We start from the raw sequence: 21,738 nt of genomic DNA on the forward strand, positions 1-21,738 counted from the left end.
GCCGTTCAGGCCCCTTCAGCGAGGACCATGAGGGCAGCGATCCACGAGTCGCAACCGCGGACGCCGATCCGCGGGCTTCAGTTGCTCGTAGCGTTGCCCTCGGGCAGCGGTTCCGCCGACCCGGGTGCCGCTTCGCCCGTCTCGGGCGCACCGGCCGGGGCCGCGTCCGCAGCGGCCCGAGCCTCCACCTCCGCGAGGGCCTCGCGCGCCTCGTCCATCTGCGGCAACCCGGCGTCCCCCGCCATCTCCAGGGCGCGCCGGAGCGTGTCCGCCGCCTCCCGGTCGCGGCCGAGGGCCCGGTAGGTCATGCCGACGTGGTACTGGACCACGGGGTCGTCGCGCAGCTCGGCGGCGGCCGGTTCGAGATAGGCCACGGCATCCTCGAAGCGCCCGTTGCGGTAGGCGATCCAGCCGTAGGTGTCCTGGAACTGGGGCACCGTCGTGCCGCGCAGGCGCTGCGCGATCCGCGTCGCGCGCTCCCCGCTCTCGGCGTCCATGCGGTATGCGGCCAGAAGGCTGGCGAGGTTGTTGGCCACGAGGACGTCCGACGAATCGCGCTCGTAGAGGTCCTCGTAGATCTCGATCGCCTCCGGTATCCGGTCCTGCCGTTCCAGGAAGGCGGCACGCAGCAGGAGGAGGGTCCGGTTCTCGGGCTGCGCGGCGAGCGTCGCGTCGAGCAACTCGCCCACCTCCGCGTCGCGGTCCGCGGCCAGGAGCTGTTCGAAGAGCGAACGCATGGCTCCGACCGCCTGGGGGGAGTCGACCGCGTCCTCGATGATGCCGCGCATCAGTTCCTCGCTGCGCTCGGTCGCGCCCTCGCTGAGCGAGAGGGCTCCGTCTACGAGGCGCAGCTCCAGATCGTCGGGCGATTCGGCGCGCAGCCTGTCGAGGTAGAGGCGGCCCTGCTCGGGCTGGCCGGACTGGGCCCAAGCCACGATCACCGCCAGCACCGCCTGCGCGTTCTGGCCGGCCTCGCCCGCCTGCCGGGTCAGCAGCTCGATCCCCTCCTCGCTGCGGTTCTGCTGCAGAAGGACGGCGCTGCGCAGCACGTCGGCCACCTCGGCGGCTTCCGGGCTCTCGATCGAATCGAGGTCGCGGACCACGCCCTGCACGAGGCCGAGGTCGTTCTCGCGGAGCGCGAAACGTCCGACCTGCGTCAGCAGGGAGACGTCCTGAGGGTGAGCGCGCCGGGTCTCGGTCAGAAGCGAGCGCGCCGCAGCGACGCGCCCCTGCGAGATCAGGAAGGCGACGTAGCGCAGCGTCTCCGGTACCCCGTTCCCGGACACCTCGACGGCCGCGGCGAGGCGCTCGCCCATGAGCTCGGGGCTGCCGGCCCGCTGGTGCGCCTCGGCCAGCAGCAGCAGCACGCCGCTGTCGCGGGGGTTCTGGTCGAGGGCCCGGCGCAGGTCGACGATGGCCTCGTCGGGGCGATCGCTCGAGATCAGCATCGTGCCGCGCAGCTTCAGCGCGTCCACGTTGGTGGCGTCGCGGGCGAGGATCTCCTCGACCAGCACTCCGGCCTCCTCCTCGTTCCCGTCGGTCCGCAACAGGTCGGCCAGCAGCGCCTTGATCCACAGAAGACGTCCGGGAAGGTCGGTCTCGGCGACCACCTCGCGAAGCTCGGCCTCCGCGGCCGCGCGCTCGCCCCGCCGCAGCATCTCCGTCGCGCGCAGCCCGCGGTAGTGCGCGACGTTGGCCGGGTTCTTGGCGTTCGCCGCGATCAGACGCTCGATCTCCGCGACCGCGGCGTCGGGCCCCTGGAGCTGGCGGATCAGGTCGATCACCACGGCATGGTCGAGGGGATTGCCGGTGTCGTCGCCCGCATCGCGGCGCAGCGCGGCGATGGCGGCGTCGTTCTCGCCCTGGTTGAGATACCAAGCGACCAAGAGCTGCGTGGCCTCGGCATCGTCCGGGAAGGCGACTTGGAGGGCGTCGAGATGCGCGCGCGCCTCCTCGATGCGGTCCAGCGAGGTCAGCAGGCGCAGCTTGGCGGTCCAGTACTCCAACTCCGCGGGCCGCAACTCGATCAGCCGGTCGAGGCCGTCCAGCCCCGCGTCGGGGTCGGTCGCGGTGCGCTCGGTGATCACGATCTGCCAGAGCGTGACGGTCTGGGGCGCCTCCGCCAGCAGCGCCTCGGCCTCCTCGGCGGCCGCGGCCTTGGCCTCGGCGTCGTCGATGAGCGAGGCCTCCCGATAGCGCAGGCCGAGGTCGATCGTCCGCGCCCGAACCGAATCGGGCTCTGCCTCGACGACCCGCGTGCCGTGGCGGCGCGCCTCCTCCCAGTCACCGGCCTCCATGGCGATCACCGCCAGCGCGCCGCGCGCGTCGAGATCGGCGGGATGGAATTCGGAGAGGCGCAGGTACTGCCGGTACGCCCGGCCGAGGTCGCCCTGCGCGAGGAGGATCTCCGCCAAGGCGCGGCGCGCCTCCTGGTGGGATTCGTCGTAGCGGAAGACGTTGCGGAACTCGACGATGGCGCGGTCGGCGTCGCCCTCGGCGCGCAGCTCCTGACCGGACGCGAAGAAGGCGTCCGCCTTCTCCTCGGCGCTCTGGCACCCGGCGAGGGTCAGGCCGCACGCCAATCCGAGGACCAGAAGGCTCGACCGAGCCTTCAGCGCAGCGCGCGGAGACGCCTTCGAAGCGGACGTCTTGATCTGTTTGGTCATTGTGTTCGCTCTAGGTTGCCGTCGCCGCCGTTCGGCAAGCCGGAGCCCGGGGTTCTAGTGGCCCGTCCCGCGCATCACCACCCTTACCGTAGCAAGGAGGATGCCGATGTCGACGGCGAGCGACAGCGTGCGGTTGTAGACCGTGTCGAACTTGGCGCGGTCGCTGAAGCTCGACGCATTCCGTTCAGAGATCTGCCACAGACCGGTGATGCCCGGACGGAGGTCGTAGTAGTCGCTGCCCGGATACATGACTTCTTGGAATACCATCATGGGGCGCGGACCCACGAGGCTCATCTCGCCGAGGAACACGTTCCAGAGCTGCGGCAGCTCGTCGAGCGAGGTCTTGCGCAGCAGGCGGCCTGTGCGGGTGATCCGGGGATCGTTCAGGAGCTTCTGCTTGCGGTTCCATTCCGCGCGCATCTGCGGGTCGGCCCGCAGGCAGGCCTCGAGGTGCCTGTCCGCGTCCGGAACCATCGTCCGAAGCTTCCAGATGCGGTAGACCTGCCCGCCGCGGCCGATGCGTTCCTGCGAGTAGAAGGGCTTTCCGCCGTCGCGCGCCACCCAGGCCGCGAGCAACCCGATCAGCGGCACCGCGAAGGGCGCCATGAGAAGGATCAGGAAGAGGTCCACCCCGCGCTTGACGCGGTCCCGGTACATCTTCGACCGCACGCGGGGCAGCCGGGGCGTGGCAGCCACGAAGGAGCTGCGGAAGCTGCGACGCGGTGCCTCCGCCTGGACTGCGGCGCCTACGGGAACGGCCATCATGGATACGGAACGCACGGATTGAAGGTTGTCATCGATCTGAACGTTCATGAAATTCCCACCCTGGACGTAACGACGTGCCCCGGGGGCAACGTTTAACTAGCTTGTTCCGGCTCGTCCATGCGAGGTAGCCCCGATTTCGCCAGGTAAAGGCCCATATTCAGGACTGTGAGGCGAAATTCGGCGGTTCGCAGCCGGCACGGGCATCGCCGACGGCTAAGGCAGTTTCGCCCGTTTACACAATGCCTTACCTCGCGGCGCATTGTTCCCCACATGCTCAAAAGTGCGTCCCGAACTGTGGCGAAGTGATTCGCGCCGCGCCGTGGGGCCCGGCTTGCCGCGGGCCGTCCGGACCGCTAGCAGCAGGTCCGAACCCGGGGCGGTCGTGTCCCGCCCTCGACGACGGATCCGGACCGCCCCGCGGCGCCGGATGCTCGGCGAAGCGACGTGAAGCGGAAGCAATGTCCAGCAGTCCCGACATCTACTGCTCGCACTACGGGCTGACGGAACGGCCGTTCCTTCTGCCGCCCGATCCGGCTTTCATGTTCTGGGCGAAGGGCCATCAGTCGGCCTTCACCATCCTCGAATACGGGTTGGTTACCCGTGCGCCGATCACGCTGCTGACCGGCGAGGTGGGGGCGGGCAAGACGACGTTGCTGCATTACTTGCTCGGCACGATCGAGGAGGAGGTCCGGGTCGGTCTGGTTTCCAATGCGCAGGGAAACCATGACCAGCTGCTCCGCTGGGTGCTTCACGCCTTCGATCAGCCGGCCCCGGCCGACAAGCCCTATGTCGACCTCTTCGCCCAGCTCCAGACCTTCCTCCTTGACGAGTACGCCGCAGGGCGCCGGGTCATCCTCATCTTCGACGAGGCCCAGGTCCTGAGCGTGAGCGCGCTCGAAGAGCTGCGCATGTACACCAACATCAACTCGGGCAAGGACGAGATCCTGCAGCTCATCCTCGTGGGCCAGCCGGAGCTGCGCGACACGGTCCGCCGCCCGGACCTCACGCAGTTCGCGCAGCGCGTGTCGGTCAGCTACCACCTGAAGGCGTTGTCCGCCGCGGACGTGCGGGAGTACATCGCGCACCGCGTGACCACCGTGGGCGGCGCCGCCGATCTGTTCTCGGCCGAGGCCTGCAACCTGATCCACGAACGCACCAGGGGCGTCCCGCGGCTGATCAACCAGCTCTGCGACTTCGCCCTGCTCTATGGCTCGATCGAGGGCGCGACCTGGATCTCGGAAGACCTCGTGCAGCAGGTGCTCGACGAGGGCGTCTTCTTCGGAGGCGGCGCGGATCCCGCGCAGGCCCCCGCCGATGCGAAACCGGACGACCGCGAGATCCTGCGGCTCGTCGATCCCCGCGTGACACCGGAGGAAGGCCGCGATGGCTGATCTCAAGTTCTACCTCTTCCTTCTCCTGAAGCGCCTGCACTACGTGCTCTTCTTCCTGGCGCTGGGAACGGTGACGGGCGTGACGCTGGCGTCGATCCTGCCGCCGGTCTACCGGGCCGGAGCGCAGCTCGTGGTCGAATCCGAGCAGATTCCCGACAGCCTCGCCGCATCCACGGTGCAGACGCGGGCCGTCGAGCAGCTCCAGATCATCGAGCGGCGTATCCTGACCCGGGACAACCTGCTCGACATGGCCGACCGGCTGCGCGTCTACGCGGGTCAGGGCTCCGGGGCCCTGCAGCCCGACGAGATCGTTAGCGACATGCGCCGGCGGATCACCATCCGCATCGACGGCGGCGGTCGCCGCGGAGAGGCGCAGGTCACGCTGGTCAACGTGGGTTTCACCGCCTCGCGCCCGGACATGGCCGCGGCGGTGGCCAACGAGGTGGTCACTCTGATCCTGCAGGAGGACGTCCGGATGCGGACGGGGGTCTCCGGTCAGACGCTTGAGTTCTTCGAGCAGGAGGTCGAGCGGCTGAACCGCGAGCTCGAGGAGCGCAGCGCCCAGATCGTCGCATTCCAGAATGCGAACAAGGAGGCGCTGCCCGAGAACATGGAGTTCCGCCGGCTGCAGCTCACCACGCTCCAGGACCGGATCATCCAGATCGACCGGGATCTGGCGGCCGCGCGCCAGCGGGGCGACGACCTGACCCGGATCTACGAGGCGACGGGGCAACTCGGGCCCGCGGTCGGACAGCCGGAGACCGCAGAGGAGCAGGAGCTGCTGGAGCTGCAGCGGGAATACCGCACCCTGAGTGCCACCCTGTCCGACGAGAATCCGCGGATGCGGGTGCTGCGCAACCGCATCGCCGGGCTCGAATCGGTCATCGCCGATCAGCAGGCGGCCGCGCTCGGATCGGACGCTTCGGCCGGGGAGGGGGCCGATCCGCTCAGCCCGTACGAGATCCAGATGGCCGATCTTGCGCGAGAGATGGAGGATCTGGCCGAACAGCGGGTAGCGCTCGCGGAGCAGGTCGAGCAGTTGCAGGAGGCGATCGCCGCCACTCCGGCCAACGCGATCGCCATCGAGACGCTGCGCCGCGACTACGAGAACGTGCGCCGCCAGTACGACCTCGCGATCTCCAACCGCGCCCGCGCCGAGACCGGCGACATGATCGAGGCGCTGTCGAAGGGCGAGCGGATCACGGTGATCGAACAGGCCACCCCACCGGCGCGTCCGGTCAGCCCCGACCGGGGCCGGCTGGTCACGGCGGGCGTCGGCGGCGGCCTCTTGGCGGGGCTGGCCCTCGTCGCGCTGCTGGAGCTTCTCAACGGGTCTGTCCGGCGCCCGGTCGAGATCAGCCGCAAGATGGAGATCATGCCGATCGGCGTGCTGCCCTACATCCGCACCCGCGGCGAGGTCCGGCTGTGGCGCGCGAAGATCGCATCGGCCTTCCTCGTCGTCCTGATCGCGATCCCCGTGGGTCTGTGGGCGGTGCATACCTACTACATGCCGATCGACCTGCTGGCCGAGCGCCTGATCGATCGGCTGCCGATCGATCGCCTCCGGGCAGGGCTGAAATCGATTACCTCCGGAGGTGCTTGAGAGCATGGAACGACTGAGGGTCGCCATCGACAGGGCGCGCGCGGCGCGGGACGGGACGCAGGATCCGCATGCTGCGAAGGGCGGTGCGGCGTCGGTCAAGCGGACGGCGACCGCCGCGAAGGCCGAGCCGGCCGACGCGCAGCGCTGGCGGGAAAGCTGGGACGCCGTGGAGGGGTTCGACATCCCGCCCCGGCAGCTCGAGCGACAGCGCATCGTCGCTGCGAAGGGCCCTGGGAAGGGCATGCCGGAGGCCATCGCCTTCGACAAGCTGCGCACGCGGGTCACCCAGGAGATGAGGGCGAAGGGCTGGAAGAGGCTGGCCATCACCTCGCCCGGACCCAACTGCGGCAAGAGCACCATCGCGCTCAACCTCGGGTTCACCTTCGCCCGCCGCGACGACGAGCGGGTCGTGCTGCTCGAGATGGATCTGCGGCGGCCGTCGCTGGCGCGGATCGCTGGGCTCTCGACCCGCAAGGACTTCGCCGAGGTCCTCCGCGGCGAGGGGGCCTTCACGGATCACGCGGTGCGGCTGGACGAGAAGCTGGCGATGGGAGCGGTCCGCAGCCCGCGGCCCCGCTCAGCGGAGCTGCTGCAGTCGCGCAGCGCGGCGGTCGCGCTGGACGCGATCGAGGAGGCCTTCGATCCGACGATCATGATCTTCGACACCGCACCTGTGCTGTCGAGCGACGACACGCTCGGCTTCCTGGATCGGATCGACTGCGTGCTGATCGTGGCCGCGGCAGGCACCACGTCCATCGCCGAGATCGACAACGCCGAGCGCGAGGTCGCGGCCCATTCCAAGGTGCTCGGCGTGGTGCTGAACAAGTGCGAGTACGCCGACGAGACGGGCAAGTACGACTACTACAGCTGATCGCAGGCCGGGGGCGCCGGCCGGAACGGAAAAGGGGCGGCACGATGTGCCGCCCCTTCGTCGTCTGGTAGCTGACGCCGATCAGGCGTTGGCGGCCTTGCGGCTGCGACGGCGCGAGGCGAAGCCGCCGGCGGCCATCAGGCTGAGCATCAGCACGCCCGCGGCGGGCACCGGAACCGGCGCGGTCGCGACGGTGGCGGAGAGGCCAACCTGCGCGTTGCCCGACACGTTGCCGCTGTCCTCGAACACCTCGAACGAGAAGGTCTGGCCCGAGGCGATGTTGAAGGTCGGCGGGGTGAAGCCGGCGCGGCCCTCGCCCACGGTGCCGAAGACGTTGATCGGGGTGAAGTCCTTCTGCGCCTGCAGCACGCCGTCGATGAAGAAGTTCACCAGCAGCTTCGCGAGGTCGTCGCCACTGTTGCTGCCGGTCGCGCCGATCACGGCACCGGTGAGCTTCAGCGCTTCGGTCGCCATGAACGAGATGGTCTGGCTGTCGACACCGGCCGTCTTCGGAAGCTTGTCGGTGACGGTGATGGCATCGTTCTTGCCGATCGACGTCGCCGCCTGTGCGCCCGTTCCCAGAGCCAGGGTCGCCGCGAGTGCGGCCGCGGTGATCTTAAGGGTTTTGGTCATTCTTCTCTCCACTGATTATCGAAGGTCTTGGAAACCTCTGCGGGCGAACCGGCGACTAGTGAGGTCCAGCAGTAGCTTGCCGTCTGATCGGCCACAAGGATTCTTGGGGCACCATGACACGGTTCTGCCGGAAATCCGTCCACTTTCTGCCGAAACGACCATGAAGTGGACATCTTGAAATCGTGCCTCCGTCCCAGCCTGCCAACGAACCTTCGCAAGCCCCAGACACAGAACAGTTTTTCACCCCAACTCGTTCCGTGTAAAGTGCCTCCGGAGCGCAGGCACAATCCGTTTCCGCTGCCGCGACAGTTGGAATGGGGCCGGATCGTGTCGGAGGCCAGGATCGGGCCGCAGGACACCCCGCGGCCCACTCCTTCCGAAGGCGGTCAGCCGCCGGGGATGTAGTCGGGAAGCACCGCCACCGTGTCCAGGAACACGTCCTGCAGGCGTGCCTCGGCCTCCGCGTCGGTCTCGTCCGGCGCGATGGGGGTGATCAGCCGCACGATGCCGCCATCGGTGCGCCCTATCGTCATGCCGTCCCACAGGAGGAGCATCTTGGCCGCCAGATCCCACGCGGTGCGGCGGCCATGCTGCTCGAACCAGTAGTAGACCATCATCCGTTCCTGATTCTTCTGGATGACGGCGCGGTTGAGGGGGAAGCTGCCCTCGAACCCGACCTCCGGCGCGATGTCGATCCGCTCCAGCCAGGCGATCTCCCAACCCGATCCGGGCAGGCAGATCTCCGGCGAGTGGACGCCGCCGCGGGACTGGTCCTCGTAGTAGGCCATGAACAGCTCGACCGGGACCGAGCCGCCCCCCTCGGGCAGCAGCTGGACCGAATGGTAGTCGTCCGCCCCCAGCCTGCGGGCCACGTCGGCGCGCAGCGGGAGCGGTGCCGACGACTGCCAGTCTCCCAGCTGCTGCGGGAAGAACGTGAAGGGGTCGCGGGCAGGGGGCAGCCGGTCCGCGTCGGGGCGCAACTGGAAGGCGAGAGCGCCGGCGGCGATCAGGACCACGCCGGTGATCATCGCCGGCGATGCGCGCAGAAGGCGCAGGCGTCCGAACTGCGCAGCGAGGCCCGACATGTCGAGGTCGAGCGCGTCGGACAGACTCTGGTGGCGGTTGTCGATCCGCATCATCAGCCAGGCGAGGATGAACAGCAGGATCACGCAGATCAGGAAGATCACCCAGCCCTCGAAGAAATGGGTGAAGCCCTCGAGGTACTCGAGGCCGAAGCGGTTCGCGATCCAGCCGCCGAAGGCGATCCGCACCGAGTTCATCACGACGGTGATCGGCACCGCGGCCAGCAGGAGCACCGCCTTGTGCCAGATCGGCCCGCGGTAGAGGCAGGCGAAGACGTAGGAGAAGGACATGATCGGGAACAGGTAGCGCAGCCCCGAGCAGGCCTCCGCCACGTGCAGCTTCAGCACGCCCAGATCGATGATGTTGCCTTCCAGGAAGACCGGCACGTCGATCACGCGCAGCATCCCCACGCCCATCTCGGAGGAGACGAGCTGCAGCCATGCGGACATCTTGTAGTAGAGCGTGTCCGGAAGCGGCAGCATGTAGACCAGGTGCACCACCCCGGCCCAGAACAGGATCCCGGTTCGCCAGCCGAACGAGATCAGCAGCATCGCGGCCACCCAGACGATCAAGCCGTAGGCGACGATGTCGTCGATGCCAGACAGCTTGCCGACCGCCCCGAGCGCGAGCGCCAAGACCAGCACCGCCACGCCGGGCCACCGGTCGTGCTTGACGCCCGGATCGGCCGGCACGTCCTTGAGTTGGCGCAGGAACAGCAGGCCCGAGAGGACGGGGATCAACGGGCCGTGGCTGTACTCCGGAAGTTGCCACGCACGCAGCAGCGCATCGATTCCCCGGTCGAAGTAGATCGCCGCCGCCACGGTCGCGAGAACGAAGACCGCCATGCCCGGCGTGATCAGACGGCTCAGGGCGCTGCCGGAGCCGTTTGCGGTGGATTGGAACGCCATGATCGGAACACCGCCTAGTCAGGAGCACGGAAGTTGTGGACAGCCTGGAACGCGCGTTCCGAAACCGGAGCCCGGCTAGCAGATGACGGTTCGAAAACAAAGCGTTTCGCGGCAGGAGGGGCCATCACTTATACTCTATCAGCCCACCCTTCGCGCCGCGCAGCCGCCGAACCGCCCAGGTGAGCGCGCCGTGGGCCTCGGCGACCTTCCCAAGCGTTAGGGTGGCCGCGCGCGCCAGGCCCTCCCGGGGGGCCAGCCGAAGGATCTGCGCCGGGTAGAGCAGCAGCAGAAGCAAGGCCCATGGCGTGACGAGCGTGCCCGCCAACGCCGCCAGAGGCAGCCCGAGCCCCCACAGAAGCGCGCGGCGCAGGCGATCGACGTTGTGCCGCTCGGGTCGGCGGCCGTGCATCGCCGCGCCCTCCGCAAAGGCGTGGCCCGCCCGGGCGGTCCGGCGCCACCACTGCGACGCGCGCGTCATGGCCGCGTCGTGCAGCGTCATCTCAGCGTCGAGCCGCCAGACGCGCCAGCCCGCCGCGCGCAGCCGCACGCAGAGTTCAGGTTCCTCGCCGGCGATGAGGCGCTCGTCGAATCCGCCTACGTCCCGCAGTGCTCGGACGCGCATCAGCGCGTCGCCGCCGCAGGCGCGGGCCTCGCCCACCGGCGTATCCCACTCGCGGTCGATCATCCGGTTCCAGACCGACGCCTCGGGGTGGCGTTCGCGGCGCCGGCCGCAGACGACGGCCACGTCCTCGTGCGCGGCGAGGAACGCCCGCGCGGCGGGCAGCCAGCCTTCGACGATCTCGCAGTCGCCGTCCACGAACTGAACGAGATGCGGGGGGGCGTTCTCCTCCATCAGCCGCGCGAGCCCCGCGTTGCGCGCCAGTGCGGCGGTGAAGGGTGTGTCCGGGGGCAATTCGACCACCGCGGCACCGAGTTCGCGCGCGGCAGCGACCGATCCGTCGGTCGAACCCGAATCGACGTAGATCACGGGACCGTCTATCTGCGCGCGCAGAGCCCGCAGGCAACGCAGCAGGCGCGCACCCTCGTTGCGGCCGATGGCGACCGCGCCCGTTGGGGCGTTATCCCTCATGCCGCGCCGGTCTCACGCGCCGCGGCGGAGGCGAAGGGATAGCAGGCCTCCAGCGCGGGGTGGCTGGGAAAGAGCCGGGCCAGTTCCGCCCGGTCGGCGAGGAAGCGCGCCTCCATGCCGGCGCGAAGGTCGGCAGGCAACTCGGGGCGCTCGCGCAGGGTGCGGGCCTCGCGGATCCGGCGGCGCACCGCCTTCGGGACCAGCACGCGGCGCAGCAGCGTGGCCACCGGGTTGTCGACCAGCAGGCCGTGCAGCGGCAGGCGCCGGGCGCGCTCCGCCGAGACGTTCCGAGCGCCGACCTCGGCCCGCAGGCTCGCGTCCCGCCCGAGGAAGGCGCCCACGCGCGCAAGCTCCCCCTCCGGATCGGTCTTCATCGCCTCGAGGCTCGTCAGCAGGATCGCGTCCGCTCCGAAGGCCGAGACGTAGGGCGCGATCTGCATGCCGTAGCACCCGTAGTCCACCAGCTCGGGATGGGCCCGCACGGCCTCCGCCAGGGGGACGGTGATCTCGTCCCGGCTCCAGCCGTGCATGTAGTGCGAGACCGCCCGCGCCACGGGATCGCGGATCATGTAGATCAGTCGCGGCGGGGCGTCGCCCAGCAAGCTCCGCATCCGGTCCAAGGCGTGAGGGTGGGTGGGCCGCTTGGTGTAGTGGGTCGAGGCTTCGCCCCGCAGGTCGCCCGGCGCGGCGCCTGCGAAGAGTTGCGCGTACCACTCCGGCCCGCGTGCCCAGATCGCGTCGTCGGAGAAGAAGTTCGGCTCCTTCGGGTCGGTCATGAAGTAGCCGGGCTGCGCGCCCAGCTGCGCGGCCAGCGTGGTGGTGCCGCATTTCATGGCACCCAGGATGACGAAGTCCGGCCGCCCGCCTCCGGTCCCGCTCACTGGGCGGCCTCGCCGTCTTCCCACGGCGCCCGGCGCGGCCCCAGCGGACGGTGCGCGTTGGTCCAGATGTCGCGCAGCTCGGCCTCCGCGGCGGGGTTGGGCCGGCGCCCGAGGAGGCGCCGCATCTGCGCCAGTCCCCGCCCCATCAGCCAGGCCGCGTTGGCCGTCCACAGGCCCGCGCGCCCGTGCGCCTGGTAGAGGAACCGCGTGCGCGAGGCGTAGTAGTAGGCCGGCATGCGACGACGCGCCTTGTGCAGCGTCTTGACCGGACCGCTGCCGCCGCGGAAGTGCACCGCCGCCGCCTCGGGTACTCGCGCGATGGACCAGCCGGCACGACGCCCGCGCAGGCAGTACTCGGCATCCTCGAAGTACAGGAAATAGCCTTCGTCCATCGCGCCGATCTCGCGAACCATCTCGCCGCGCAGCGCGACGCAGGCGAAGCTGACCCACTGGATCCGCGCCGGGTCCGCGTCGTCCCCGAGCGCGACCTTCCACCGGCGTGCCATGCGGTCGACCCATCCGGTGTTGGCCCCTCGCGCGAATTCGCTGACGGGCGAGGCGAAGCGGAACGCGCTGACCTGACGGGTGCCGTCCTCGTGCTCGATGCGCGGCGCGAGGAAGCCCGCCCGGGAATGTGCCGCGGCGGCCTCCAGGATCGCGGCGCAGAAGCCGGGGCGCAGCAGCGCATCGGAGTTGAGCAGCAGGTAGAGATCGGCGTCCGCGGCGGCCATGCCGCGGTTGTGCCCGCCCGAGAAGCCGGAATTGCTTTCGGAGCGCACCAGCTCGACCGGCGTGCCGTCGGACTGCCCCCTGATCCATTCCGCGATCCGCTCCACCGAGCCGTCACCCGAGGCGTTGTCGACGATCACCACGCGTCCCGCGATCCCGTCATGCGCCAGGTCGTCCAGCGCCGATCGGGCGCATCGAAGCGTCATCTCGGCGGTGCGGTAGTTGATGATCGAGATCAGGAGCGGGATCATGGGTGGTCTCTCCGCAGTGATGGCGCGCCGCCGCCCCGCACCGTGTCGAAGCTGCGCGCGTAGGGCATGCGGGGGACGCGCCCGCCCGCGGCCGCGATCTCCGGGCCGTGGGCCGTCGCGGCGGAGGGCCGCCACTCGAGCCGTCCCGCCAGCGCACCGGCCAGCATCCAAGTGACGGGCGACAGGCCCGAGTTGGGCAGGAGGTCGATCAGATTGACGGCAAGGAGCAACGCCAGCGCCGCGCTGGCAGGCTCCAGCGCCGGTCCTCTTTTAAAGGCCAATAGGATCGGGGGCAGGGCGAGAAGCCCGAAGACCGCCAGGTAGCCGAGTAGGCCTCCTTCGCCGTAAGTGATGATCCATGTGCCATCGGTGGTCGTAATGTCGCGGCCGTCCACGTAGACTCGGGCCCGCCCCCAACGACCCCAACCGAACAATGGCTTCTCGTTGGCCCGCTCGAGCAGGATGTCCTCGTTCCTTAGACGAAACTCTAGAGACAGAATACGGCCCGATCCGGCGATCCCAGAGAGCACGGAGACCACTTTGTCCGTGGGAACCAGGCCGGCCGAGCGTAGGACCGGATAGGTCAGCACCGTGGTCGAGATCAGCGCCGCGATCAGGAGCCACCGACGCGCGGGTAGCAAGAGGATAGTCGCCAAGCCGATCAGCGCGATCAGCGTCGCGCCAAGGTTCTTCGACAGCACGAGGGTAGCCAGGAGAAAAAGGGTCGCCATAGCGGTGCGGATCGTGGCGCCGCGCCCCTTCAGGCTGATGCGCCAGAGAGCCGCCGCCGCAAGTACCCCAAGCGAAAGGAACATGCCCAACAGCAGGCCATGGCGCAGAAATACCAAAGGCCGGAAGCCGCCATCTCGTATGTGTTGACGCCAGTCGTGAGGAAAGAAACCGTAGATATCGCTGTTGAGTTGCGGCGACATCCGCACTTCCCACAAGGTGGGAATCGTATAGAGCAGTGCTGCCACGCAGAGCACGGTCAGCACCATCCGATGGGCGGCGGGGGCGGCGAGGTATCGCCGGGCTACGACGAACGGAATGACGATCATCAGGAGGTCCGACAGCATCGAAGCAACGTCGTAGAGCGTCAAACCTGTCTGTACGCTACCTGCCGTGCGGATCACTCGGTCGCCGTTAGTTAGGACCGTTCCGAGCGGGACCAAGACGAAGAGGATGGCACAGGTCCAAATCAGCTTCTGCTGCGGTAGCCACCCGCGAAGAGTGAAAGTCTTCTGATCTACGGTGATAAACGCTGCGAGCAGAAGCGACAACCCAAGGATCTCCTCTTTCCCGATGGGAGGCATCATGGGGAAATTGAACGTCGGCTTAAGCGGCAACAGCAGGTAGCCTGCGACGATCGCCACCGACACGGCCACGGCCGGGGAAAGTCTCCGGAACAGCACGAGCGTCACGACGGGCCATCCCAGAAGCACCGCATGGGCCAGCATGTTCGCCATAGGCGCGTCCCCCGCTCGGGCTTAACGTACCTGCTGCGTAATGCGCTCGGACATCTGCCGCCGCAACCGGCGATGCATCTCGGACGCCCCGAGCCAGCCAGCGAGCTTGGCGCCGACCAGCAGCGGCAGGCCGTAGCGACGCAGACTGTTGGGCCAGCGCCGCAGCCGGTTCTCGATCTTCAGGCGACGACGTTCGAGTGGTCCGGGCCTGTGTCCGGGGCCCGAAGGCTCATAGCCACGCGCCGCCAGCAGTCGACCGCACTTCCCCTCCAGCAGCGCGACCTCGTGCGAATCGGCGCGGCGCTTCCACTGCTCGGTCAGCCTCGGATCGGGGGGACCGTAGGTGGTGTCCCGGTGATATTCCAGCATCTCGGGAACGAAGGGGACGCCCAGGAACGCGCAGACCCGCACCAGCTCTCCCTCGAGGTCGTGCATCAGCCGCTCGAATCGCAGCTCCAGGACCTGATCGTCGGGAAACGCCGCTCGGTCCCATGCGTCTTCGGTGCGTATCCAGTGATCCAGGCCGAAGTAGCTGATCCCGACCCAGCCCATGCCGACCGAGGACCGGGCCACGTCGCGCGGATCGCGCAGCATGTGGATGACGCGAGCCTGCGGAAAGATCGCGCGGATCCGGTCGGCATGGCGATGGATGTTGACGCAGCGGACCCCTGCCGCGTTGTTCATCAGCCGCTCGAGCATGTGCTTGAGAAGATCGAGGCCATCGACACCGTCCGGCAGATCGAGCCCGCGCGCGGCGAAAACACGGTGGTCCCGCAGCGCTTCCCGGTCGTAGCGCCAACCAGTCGGATGGGTCGGATCGGGGGCGATGCAGTCGAAGAGGAAGTCCTCCTCCCCGGGATTGGACAGTCCCGAATGGGCATTGAGCATCAGCCGGAAGACCGTGGTTCCCGATCGGGTCGCGCCGTAGACGAAGACGGGTGGGGAGAAGGAGGCCGGAGGTCCGGATGGCGTCAAGACTGGACCTTCCGCGACCGGACCGCCGCCACGACGAGATGAGGCAGCACGGCGAAGCAACGCCCGTAGCGCCCTGCGAGGCGGCGGGGGTTCGACGCCATGCGCCAAAGCCATTCGGCCTTGAGGGCCCGCATCACGCGCGGCGCGCGGCGTTGATGCCCGGAGACGAAGTCGAGACCGGCGCCGATCGATAGGAACCCCGTCCGGCGCAGACGCTCCTGCGCGTGGGCCGCGAAGATCTCCTGGCGGGGTGCGCCGAGTGCCAGCAGGCACAGCTGTGCGCCCGCCTCCTGCAGCTGGTCGATCACCGATTCCGCTTCCGCACCGGTCGGGTCGAACCCCATCGAGGGCGAGATCCGCGCGACGATCCGGAGGCCGGGGTGCTCGGCTTCCAGACGCGTCGCCGCCTCCACGAGGGACGCTTCCGTTCCGCCGACGAAGGCGACCGGAAGGCCCATCTCGGCGGCGATGGCGATCACGGGGTGGAGTAGGTCCGCCCCCGGCGCCAGGTGCATCGGCTGACCGGACAGACGCGCGAGCCAGACGATAGGGTTGCCGTCGGCCACGACATGGGTGTGACGCGCATAGGCGTCGCGGAATTCCTTGTGCCCCCGCAGCTTGACCACGTGGTCGAGGTTGAGCGTCGCCACGGAAAAGCCGCGTTCCCGCACGAGGTGCCGGCGGATGTCGTTCAGCAGGGCATCGCTCGAGGGCGTGTTCAAAGTGACGGCCGAGCTGCCGCCCCGTACCTGGCCGGAAGACGTCTGAAGTGACCAATCCATCGTGTGCAACCCTCGCAAAAGGCCCCTCCCACGGCAGGGTGGGGCGTGAGGAAGGAGGTTGGCCCCCGCGTCTCCTCCAACGGCGCTTCCATAGCGCAGTCCAGGATTTGACGCAAAGTCTCCTTCGACCGTCAAGCTTCGGACATATTGTGCGAAATACGGCGACGTAAAGGCTTGGATAACGGCTACTGATCCCGCAGACCGGTCGAAACCGGCCTGTGCGGGCCGGGAAACCGGCTCGCAGCAGCCTGCCAGCGCCTTCGCGCCATCACGGATCGCTTCTCATGCCTTACGGAAAAAGACTGTTGCCCGCCGCAGCGACGCGTCCGCGTCCCGCGGGGCAGGTTTCGGAGGCGCCTTCGCTGGCGCTCGACGCGAGCCGGCGCGCGGGCGTCGCGCCGTCGGGAATCACCTTCACCGTCGCTGCGTCAGGGTGGGGGGTCGAGGACCCGTCACGGGATCTGCGCTTCGAGTGGGACTTCGGCGACCCCGGATCCGTCTTCGCGGGTCTGGATCGTGTCGAGACGATATGGGGCGCGTCGGCGAACCGGGCCTTCGGCGATCGCGCCGCCCACGTGTTCCACCCCTCGGCCACCGATTTCGCCGGCGCGGCCGCGCTGCGCTACACCGTGCGTTGCACCGCCACCGACGGCAGCCGGGCCGTCGCGGCGGAGATGCAGGTAGAGATCGCGAACCCGGACCTAGTCTTCGCAGGCGACCGCACTCTCCTCGTGGCGCCGGACGGAGACTTTTCGGGGGCCCCGGTTCCGGTCACGCCCCAGCCCTTCGCCCGTGCCCGGGACTTCCAGGGACGTACCGGCAACCGCCGCATCCTGTTCAAGCGCGGTCACAGCTACGAGCTGGAGGGGACTATCGTCTTCGGACGCGCAAAGAGTGCCGCGCAGGTGGGGGCATGGGGCGACGGGCCTGCACCAGTCCTTGAGGGTCTGCGACAAGTCAGGACCGACCGCATTCTACGCTGCACGAAGACCGGGTCGCAGGACGAAATCGCGATCTGGGGGCTGGCGTGCAAGAGCACTTGGGATGCTACGACGGAAACCGCGGGCGGCGATGTTCATCCTTGGGGGGGCCTCTCCCTCGGGGGCAGTGTGCGGGGCCACGTGACGGTGCAGAGTTGCCGCTTCGGCGGCTTCGGCAACACCATCTCGACCCGAGGCTCCGCTCTTCACCTTGTTATATCAGACACCGAGGTGTCGAACTGGCGCGACTACGGGATGCTCGCCGGAAGCCAAAACGTCTTAGCGCTCGTCGGCTGCAGATTCGAACAAAACCCTGAAGCTATGGGTGGCGGTGCGGTGCCTCTGGCGATCCGAGGCAGCGACAACCTGCAGAACGACCACGGACCCCTGCGGGTCGGCACCGCGCCCGAGGGTTCGTGGACGTTGGTCGCCCAGACGCAGTTGCGTTCGATGAATGGCTGGTCGGCCGGCAACGCCGGCCGCGGAGTGCCCAACAGACCGTCCCATCAGGCGTGCTTGCGCTGGAATACCAGCGGGGCGTCGGGAGGCACGCTCCGGATCGACCGGGTTGTGGCCGAAGGCGGCAACCCGGGGATCAACACCAGCACCTCCAAGCGAAAGAACACCGACAGGCGCTGCGACATCCTCATCGACAAGATCGTGACCATAGGCACCTCCAACAATGGCGGTAGCGCCTGGAAGACCGCGTTTACCGGTGCGGTGTGCCGCAACTTCCTCGTGATCGTGCCGCCGACCGCGGGTGGCCAGTTCGAGTTACGCCCCCCGAAGGCTTTGATGGGTTACGGGGGCAAGCGGGCCGCCTACAGCGACGATGCGCTGGAGGGCCATGTGCACGTCTACAGCGGCACGGTCCTCGACTGGACGAATGTCGACAAGGCCATCCTGCGGGGCGGCATGCCCGACGGGGTCGAACTGCGCGACGTGATCCTGTCCAACGTCCTCCACCACGCGCCCTTCTACGCGGAGTCGCCGCGGGATCTCGGCGAGGCATTGGACTTTGCGGCGTTGTTTCCACCCTCCTATCGCGGCCTCAAGTGGCAGAACCGCCACAAGGACACCGAGACCTTCGTGACCCCGGGCGGCGAGGACACGGGTCGCGAGAACAACCTCCGAGGCGTGCCCGACAGCCCCGTTCTCGATGCCGCCTTCGCGTCCCTCGCAGAGTTACCTGACGGCAGGCCCACCGTGGCGCTGCCGTTTCCGGCCTCGCCGAACGTGCTGGAGGCGGCTCTCCAGCCCGGCGAGAAAGTAGCCCTCGACGACCTGCTCGGCCGGCTGCGGGGACCGATGCCCCATGCCGGAGCGCTGGAGCCGCGGTAGGTCCGGGCGGGCCGCGCCACCGGCCGGACCCGCGGGGCTATCCGGCCAGGATCCGCCGTTGCAGCCCGGCGTACCAATCGGGCAGGTCGGCTCGGTCCTGCCGCCACACCGTCGGCGAGCGCACCAGGGCCCAAGCGGCGCCACGCGCCTGTGGCAGCGAAAGCCGGCCGGTGATCAGGTCCTTCAGCGTCTCGGCCAGCACCCTCCGGGTCGCGAGGCCGTAGAATCGTGCCGCGTCCCGTGCCGGCCGGCGCGAGTTGCGGCGCGTGAAGTAGGCCGAGTTCATCAGACTGAGAGCCGTGACCTTGCGCCTCTTGATACGTCCCGCCGCCGCTTCGACGTGGTTTATGCGAGCGCCTTCGGCGACCAGGCAGACCCCGTGGCGACCCCAGCGATAGGAGGCGTCGAGGTCTTCCGTCGGACAGTAGGCCAGAAGCCCGTCGTCGAAGAGCTCCCGTAGCGCGACCTCCCGGCGAACGGTCATGCCCCAGCCGGGCAGGAACTCCGTGTAGCGGGTGCCCGGCAAGGCGAGCGCCGCGGCCGTATCGCGCCCGTGATGGGTGCCGGGCTCGTCGTAGCGCAGGAAGATGCGGTCGCGTGATTGCAGCAGCACTTCCTTGAGCACCCAGCGGGCGAGGCCAGAGCGGCGGACCGCGGCGCGCATCCGCGCGCTGCGCCGGATGCCGCCCGCGTCCTTGAGGGCCGTTCCCTTCGCCACCGCCCGCGCCGCCGCGTCGTCGCCGGCCACGTTGACCCCCGCGATGCCCGCGACGCGTCCCTCCGCATCGGCGTCGTAGAGCGCCATGATCGTCTCGGCGCAGTCCGGCTCCATGAGGGAATCGTCGTCGATCACGAACGCCACGTCGGCCGACATCGCCGTCAGGGCGGCGTTGCGTTGGCGCGCCGAGGACTTCTCCGGATGGCCCAGGAAGACGAGCCGGACCTCCGCCCCGTTTGTTGCCGCCGCGAGCGTCTCGCGGATGCGCCCGCGATGGGCTTCCCAGTCGTCGGAGGCGTCGGCGATGGCGATCTCGGCGGGCGGCCGGGTCTGCGCGAGCGCGTGCTCGACGCAGCGCACCAGCATGTCGGGGCGGTTCAGCGTGGCGACGCAGAGCCCCCACGAAAGGCGGCCCCGATCGGAGATCACGCCTCGGCCCCCGCCATCCGGCGGATCTCCCGAGCCTTTTCCAGTATGCGCGACTTGCGGTCGTCGAGGACGCGCGGGTCGCTCAGGCTCGGCTCGCAGCGGGCGGCTCGAGCGATGTCACGGGCCAGCATCGCCTCGACCGGCCTCTGGAAGTGAGCGATCAAGCCCTTCAGACGGTCCCGCTCCTGGCGGCCCATCGTGTTGGGGTTCACGAAGGTCTGAGTGATCTCGCCGTCTGTCCGGGTCCTCCGCTTCGGGCGCTTGAGGGCTCCGCGCGCGTTGCGCAGGGCGAAGTATGCTGCACGCGGCAGGCGCAGTGCCGTGTTCAGGCGAAGGTCGAAATCCAAGCTGTCGGCCCAGTCGCCCCACTTGAAGGTGTTGAAGTGGTGCGACACGACCAGCGGCACCCAGGGTGTACGGAACGCATCGGCGATGATGGCGGCATGCATCGATTCGGCGATCACCAGCCGGGCATCGCGCAGTTCCCGTATCACCTCTTTGGCATCGTCCTTGGGCGACACCGTCCGCACACCCGACCGGCGCGACAGCCGCTTCCAGTCAAGGTCCAGGTTGGCGGTCAGGCGGTGCGGCACGAAGATCACGTCGCCTTCCGCGCGCGGCCCGTCCGCGAAGTCGGGAAAGTCGGATACCATCACTGCCGGATCCGTGATCGCGAGGCTCGGGTCCACATCCAGGATCCGCGCGGTTCGCGGACCGCGCACCCATGCAAACTCCACCTTGGCGGGGTCGAATCGCTGGACCGGGCCATAGCCCGTGCCGCTGCCGCACACGAGGATGCGGTCCATCGCGGAGAAAGCCTTCCGGTTGATCAGCGTGCCGATGCCGCACAGCGTCCGATCGGGCGCGATCTCCCGCCACTCGGGAATGAGGCGGTCCCAGAACCAGAGGTTCATGTCGTCGCCGAAATTTCCATCCGGCGTCTTGCAGTAGTATAGATCCACGCCGTGCTCCCGCATCGTCGACACGCCGTACGGGGCGGGCCTCGGGGTTCCTTGCAGATCGATCCTCGCCGCACAAGTTCGGGGTCCCCCGGATGGACCCTCGGCGTGCCGAACAGTAGCAAGGGCGCGGCAACAGACGCGAGTCCCCCATGATCATCTGCCCGACGCAAGGCTTCGTCTTCGTCCACATCCCGAAATGCGCCGGCAGTTCTGTGCGCTCGCAGGTTAGGCGCTGCGATGCCGACCACGTTTCCATGGGCGACGTGGCCGCGCATCCGTCGCTGGGCCGGATCGACTACGGCCACGTTCCGCTCGGGGCGCTGCGAGCGCACTTCCCGGACGAGTATGCCGCCGTGCGGGACCTGACGGCCTTCGCGGTCCTGCGCGACCCGCTCGCGCGGTTCGGCTCGGCTCTCCGCCAGGTGTTGTGGCGCTACGAGGGGCGCCCCATGACGGCGATCCCGCCTGCGGAGCTGCGCGAGACGACGCTGCGCATGCTCGACGACGTCGCCGCGGACCTCGAACGGGTCGCCGGGGATCCGCACGCGGTGCCGTCCCGCAAACTCGTCTTCTTCGCCCGCCAGGAGGGCTTCGTCTCCGACCTCGGGCTGGAGGGGCATCCCCGGCTGGTCGATCACGCATTGCCGATGGAACTCGTGCCCGACCTGATCGACCACCTCGCGCGGCGGAGCGGCGTGGCGCTGGATCCGGGTGCGCGAGCCAACCAGAACGTCGACCTGAAGGTCCGAGCCCTCGGTGGCCCGGCGTACGCGATCAACAGCATGCTGCGGCGGATGCTGCCCGAACGGATGCACGCGCGGGTCAAGGCGGCGGCAATCGGGATGCTGTCGTCCGGGCGCAGCGCCGCCGACGCGAGCGGGGTGCTGGACCTGCCCGAGGTGCGCGACTTCGTGGACCAGCATTACGCGGCGGACGTGGCGCTGCACGCCGCCGCCCGCGCCGAGACACCTGCTTTGAAGGCGATGCTCTCGGCCGATGCGACGTCCGGGTCTGGTCGACCGGTCGGCGTGCCCGTCGCCTAGGGGGCGGAGCGCCTTCCCTTGCGCGAGGGCATTCGCGGAACACGCGCCGAGTACCGGGCGCTTCCACAGGCGATCTCGCATCCCGGTTCCACCGAATCGCGAATGGTCGGGGCCCCGGTGCGCGGTGTCGATACGGAACCGCCACGACGGCACGCTCCGAGACCATCGTTC

At 68.8% G+C, this 21,738-nt stretch carries 17 protein-coding genes; 5 read left to right on the forward strand and 12 right to left on the reverse strand.

What is annotated here, in order from left to right; translation table 11 throughout:
* Nucleotides 1-77 precede the first annotated feature (77 nt).
* Nucleotides 78-2,666 carry a tetratricopeptide repeat protein gene (locus K3554_RS16625; protein WP_259946294.1) on the reverse strand — a complete coding sequence of 863 codons (2,589 nt, stop codon included), beginning with the start codon at nt 2,664-2,666 and terminating at the stop codon, nt 78-80.
* A 54-nt stretch (nt 2,667-2,720) separates the two neighbouring features.
* Nucleotides 2,721-3,428, reverse strand: a complete 708-nt coding sequence (locus tag K3554_RS16630) for a sugar transferase (protein ID WP_259946297.1) — start codon at nt 3,426-3,428, stop codon at nt 2,721-2,723.
* A gap of 461 nt (nt 3,429-3,889) precedes the next feature.
* On the opposite strand from K3554_RS16630, the gene K3554_RS16635 reads away from it, so the two are divergent.
* The 3 genes from K3554_RS16635 to K3554_RS16645 are packed head-to-tail and all read left to right on the forward strand — an operon-like array spanning nt 3,890 to nt 7,296.
* Nucleotides 3,890-4,822, forward strand: a complete 933-nt coding sequence (locus tag K3554_RS16635; protein WP_259946300.1) for an ExeA family protein — start codon at nt 3,890-3,892, stop codon at nt 4,820-4,822.
* Nucleotides 4,815-6,425, forward strand: coding sequence for a Wzz/FepE/Etk N-terminal domain-containing protein (locus K3554_RS16640; RefSeq protein ID WP_259946302.1), 1,611 nt, complete (start codon nt 4,815-4,817; stop codon nt 6,423-6,425). Before K3554_RS16635 ends, K3554_RS16640 begins: the two co-directional genes overlap by 8 nt.
* Before the next feature lie 4 nt (nt 6,426-6,429).
* Nucleotides 6,430-7,296, forward strand: a complete 867-nt coding sequence (locus K3554_RS16645) for a CpsD/CapB family tyrosine-protein kinase (protein WP_259946304.1) — start codon at nt 6,430-6,432, stop codon at nt 7,294-7,296.
* Between the two features lie 81 nt (nt 7,297-7,377).
* Here the strand turns inward: K3554_RS16645 and K3554_RS16650 are convergent, their stop codons facing one another.
* The 8 genes from K3554_RS16650 to K3554_RS16685 all read right to left on the reverse strand — a co-directional run bounded on the left by K3554_RS16650 (nt 7,378) and on the right by K3554_RS16685 (nt 16,094).
* The gene (locus K3554_RS16650; RefSeq protein WP_259946305.1) at nt 7,378-7,929 is read right to left on the reverse strand and encodes a hypothetical protein; all 552 of its coding nucleotides are present in this window, start codon (nt 7,927-7,929) and stop codon (nt 7,378-7,380) included.
* A 386-nt stretch (nt 7,930-8,315) separates the two neighbouring features.
* Nucleotides 8,316-9,920, reverse strand: coding sequence for a VPLPA-CTERM-specific exosortase XrtD (gene xrtD / locus K3554_RS16655; protein ID WP_259946308.1), 1,605 nt, complete (start codon nt 9,918-9,920; stop codon nt 8,316-8,318).
* A gap of 124 nt (nt 9,921-10,044) precedes the next feature.
* On the reverse strand, nt 10,045-11,010 hold the full coding sequence (locus K3554_RS16660) for a glycosyltransferase (RefSeq protein ID WP_259946311.1): 966 nt from the start codon (nt 11,008-11,010) through the stop codon (nt 10,045-10,047).
* A complete protein-coding gene (locus tag K3554_RS16665; RefSeq protein ID WP_259946314.1) occupies nt 11,007-11,891 on the reverse strand; it encodes a sulfotransferase domain-containing protein in 885 nt (294 codons plus the stop codon). The genes K3554_RS16660 and K3554_RS16665 overlap by 4 nt, the downstream gene beginning before the upstream one ends.
* A complete protein-coding gene (locus K3554_RS16670) occupies nt 11,888-12,871 on the reverse strand; it encodes a glycosyltransferase family 2 protein (RefSeq protein WP_259946316.1) in 984 nt (327 codons plus the stop codon). The genes K3554_RS16665 and K3554_RS16670 overlap by 4 nt, the downstream gene beginning before the upstream one ends.
* A complete protein-coding gene (locus K3554_RS16675) occupies nt 12,868-14,337 on the reverse strand; it encodes a hypothetical protein (protein ID WP_259946318.1) in 1,470 nt (489 codons plus the stop codon). The genes K3554_RS16670 and K3554_RS16675 overlap by 4 nt, the downstream gene beginning before the upstream one ends.
* A gap of 21 nt (nt 14,338-14,358) precedes the next feature.
* A complete protein-coding gene (locus tag K3554_RS16680) occupies nt 14,359-15,426 on the reverse strand; it encodes a sulfotransferase (protein ID WP_259946320.1) in 1,068 nt (355 codons plus the stop codon).
* Entirely contained in the window at nt 15,309-16,094 is a 786-nt protein-coding gene (locus K3554_RS16685; RefSeq protein ID WP_259946321.1) for a WecB/TagA/CpsF family glycosyltransferase, read from the reverse strand. Before K3554_RS16685 ends, K3554_RS16680 begins: the two co-directional genes overlap by 118 nt.
* Before the next feature lie 284 nt (nt 16,095-16,378).
* Here K3554_RS16685 and K3554_RS16690 point away from each other — a divergent pair, with 284 nt between their 5' ends.
* The gene (locus K3554_RS16690) at nt 16,379-18,415 is read left to right on the forward strand and encodes a hypothetical protein (protein ID WP_259946225.1); all 2,037 of its coding nucleotides are present in this window, start codon (nt 16,379-16,381) and stop codon (nt 18,413-18,415) included.
* Nucleotides 18,416-18,452: 37 nt separating this feature from the next.
* Here K3554_RS16690 and K3554_RS16695 read toward each other — a convergent pair whose 3' ends face one another.
* The gene (locus K3554_RS16695; RefSeq protein ID WP_259946227.1) at nt 18,453-19,562 is read right to left on the reverse strand and encodes a glycosyltransferase; all 1,110 of its coding nucleotides are present in this window, start codon (nt 19,560-19,562) and stop codon (nt 18,453-18,455) included.
* Nucleotides 19,559-20,524, reverse strand: coding sequence for a polysaccharide pyruvyl transferase family protein (locus tag K3554_RS16700; RefSeq protein ID WP_259946229.1), 966 nt, complete (start codon nt 20,522-20,524; stop codon nt 19,559-19,561). Before K3554_RS16700 ends, K3554_RS16695 begins: the two co-directional genes overlap by 4 nt.
* Before the next feature lie 149 nt (nt 20,525-20,673).
* Between K3554_RS16700 and K3554_RS16705 the strand changes: the two genes are divergently transcribed.
* Complete coding sequence (locus K3554_RS16705; RefSeq protein ID WP_259946230.1) at nt 20,674-21,567, forward strand: sulfotransferase family protein; 894 nt, start codon at nt 20,674-20,676, stop codon at nt 21,565-21,567.
* Nucleotides 21,568-21,738: the final 171 nt, after the last annotated feature.

This window comes from Jannaschia sp. W003 (genome assembly GCF_025144335.1).
GTDB lineage: Bacteria > Pseudomonadota > Alphaproteobacteria > Rhodobacterales > Rhodobacteraceae > Jannaschia.

What these genes read in the sequence shown, in the direction of transcription:
- K3554_RS16630 (WP_259946297.1), bottom strand. Translation starts at nt 3,428, where the DNA reads ATGGCCGTTCCCGTAGGCGCCGCAGTCCAGGCGGAGGCACCGCGTCGC.
- K3554_RS16705 (WP_259946230.1), top strand. Translation starts at nt 20,674, where the DNA reads ATGATCATCTGCCCGACGCAAGGCTTCGTCTTCGTCCACATCCCGAAA.
- K3554_RS16640 (WP_259946302.1), top strand. Translation starts at nt 4,815, where the DNA reads ATGGCTGATCTCAAGTTCTACCTCTTCCTTCTCCTGAAGCGCCTGCAC.
- K3554_RS16690 (WP_259946225.1), top strand. Translation starts at nt 16,379, where the DNA reads ATGCCTTACGGAAAAAGACTGTTGCCCGCCGCAGCGACGCGTCCGCGT.
- K3554_RS16680 (WP_259946320.1), bottom strand. Translation starts at nt 15,426, where the DNA reads ATGGCTTTGGCGCATGGCGTCGAACCCCCGCCGCCTCGCAGGGCGCTA.
- K3554_RS16625 (WP_259946294.1), bottom strand. Translation starts at nt 2,666, where the DNA reads ATGACCAAACAGATCAAGACGTCCGCTTCGAAGGCGTCTCCGCGCGCT.
- K3554_RS16670 (WP_259946316.1), bottom strand. Translation starts at nt 12,871, where the DNA reads ATGATCCCGCTCCTGATCTCGATCATCAACTACCGCACCGCCGAGATG.
- K3554_RS16635 (WP_259946300.1), top strand. Translation starts at nt 3,890, where the DNA reads ATGTCCAGCAGTCCCGACATCTACTGCTCGCACTACGGGCTGACGGAA.
- K3554_RS16650 (WP_259946305.1), bottom strand. Translation starts at nt 7,929, where the DNA reads ATGACCAAAACCCTTAAGATCACCGCGGCCGCACTCGCGGCGACCCTG.
- K3554_RS16685 (WP_259946321.1), bottom strand. Translation starts at nt 16,094, where the DNA reads ATGGATTGGTCACTTCAGACGTCTTCCGGCCAGGTACGGGGCGGCAGC.
- K3554_RS16675 (WP_259946318.1), bottom strand. Translation starts at nt 14,337, where the DNA reads ATGGCGAACATGCTGGCCCATGCGGTGCTTCTGGGATGGCCCGTCGTG.
- K3554_RS16645 (WP_259946304.1), top strand. Translation starts at nt 6,430, where the DNA reads ATGGAACGACTGAGGGTCGCCATCGACAGGGCGCGCGCGGCGCGGGAC.
- K3554_RS16660 (WP_259946311.1), bottom strand. Translation starts at nt 11,010, where the DNA reads ATGAGGGATAACGCCCCAACGGGCGCGGTCGCCATCGGCCGCAACGAG.
- xrtD (WP_259946308.1), bottom strand. Translation starts at nt 9,920, where the DNA reads ATGGCGTTCCAATCCACCGCAAACGGCTCCGGCAGCGCCCTGAGCCGT.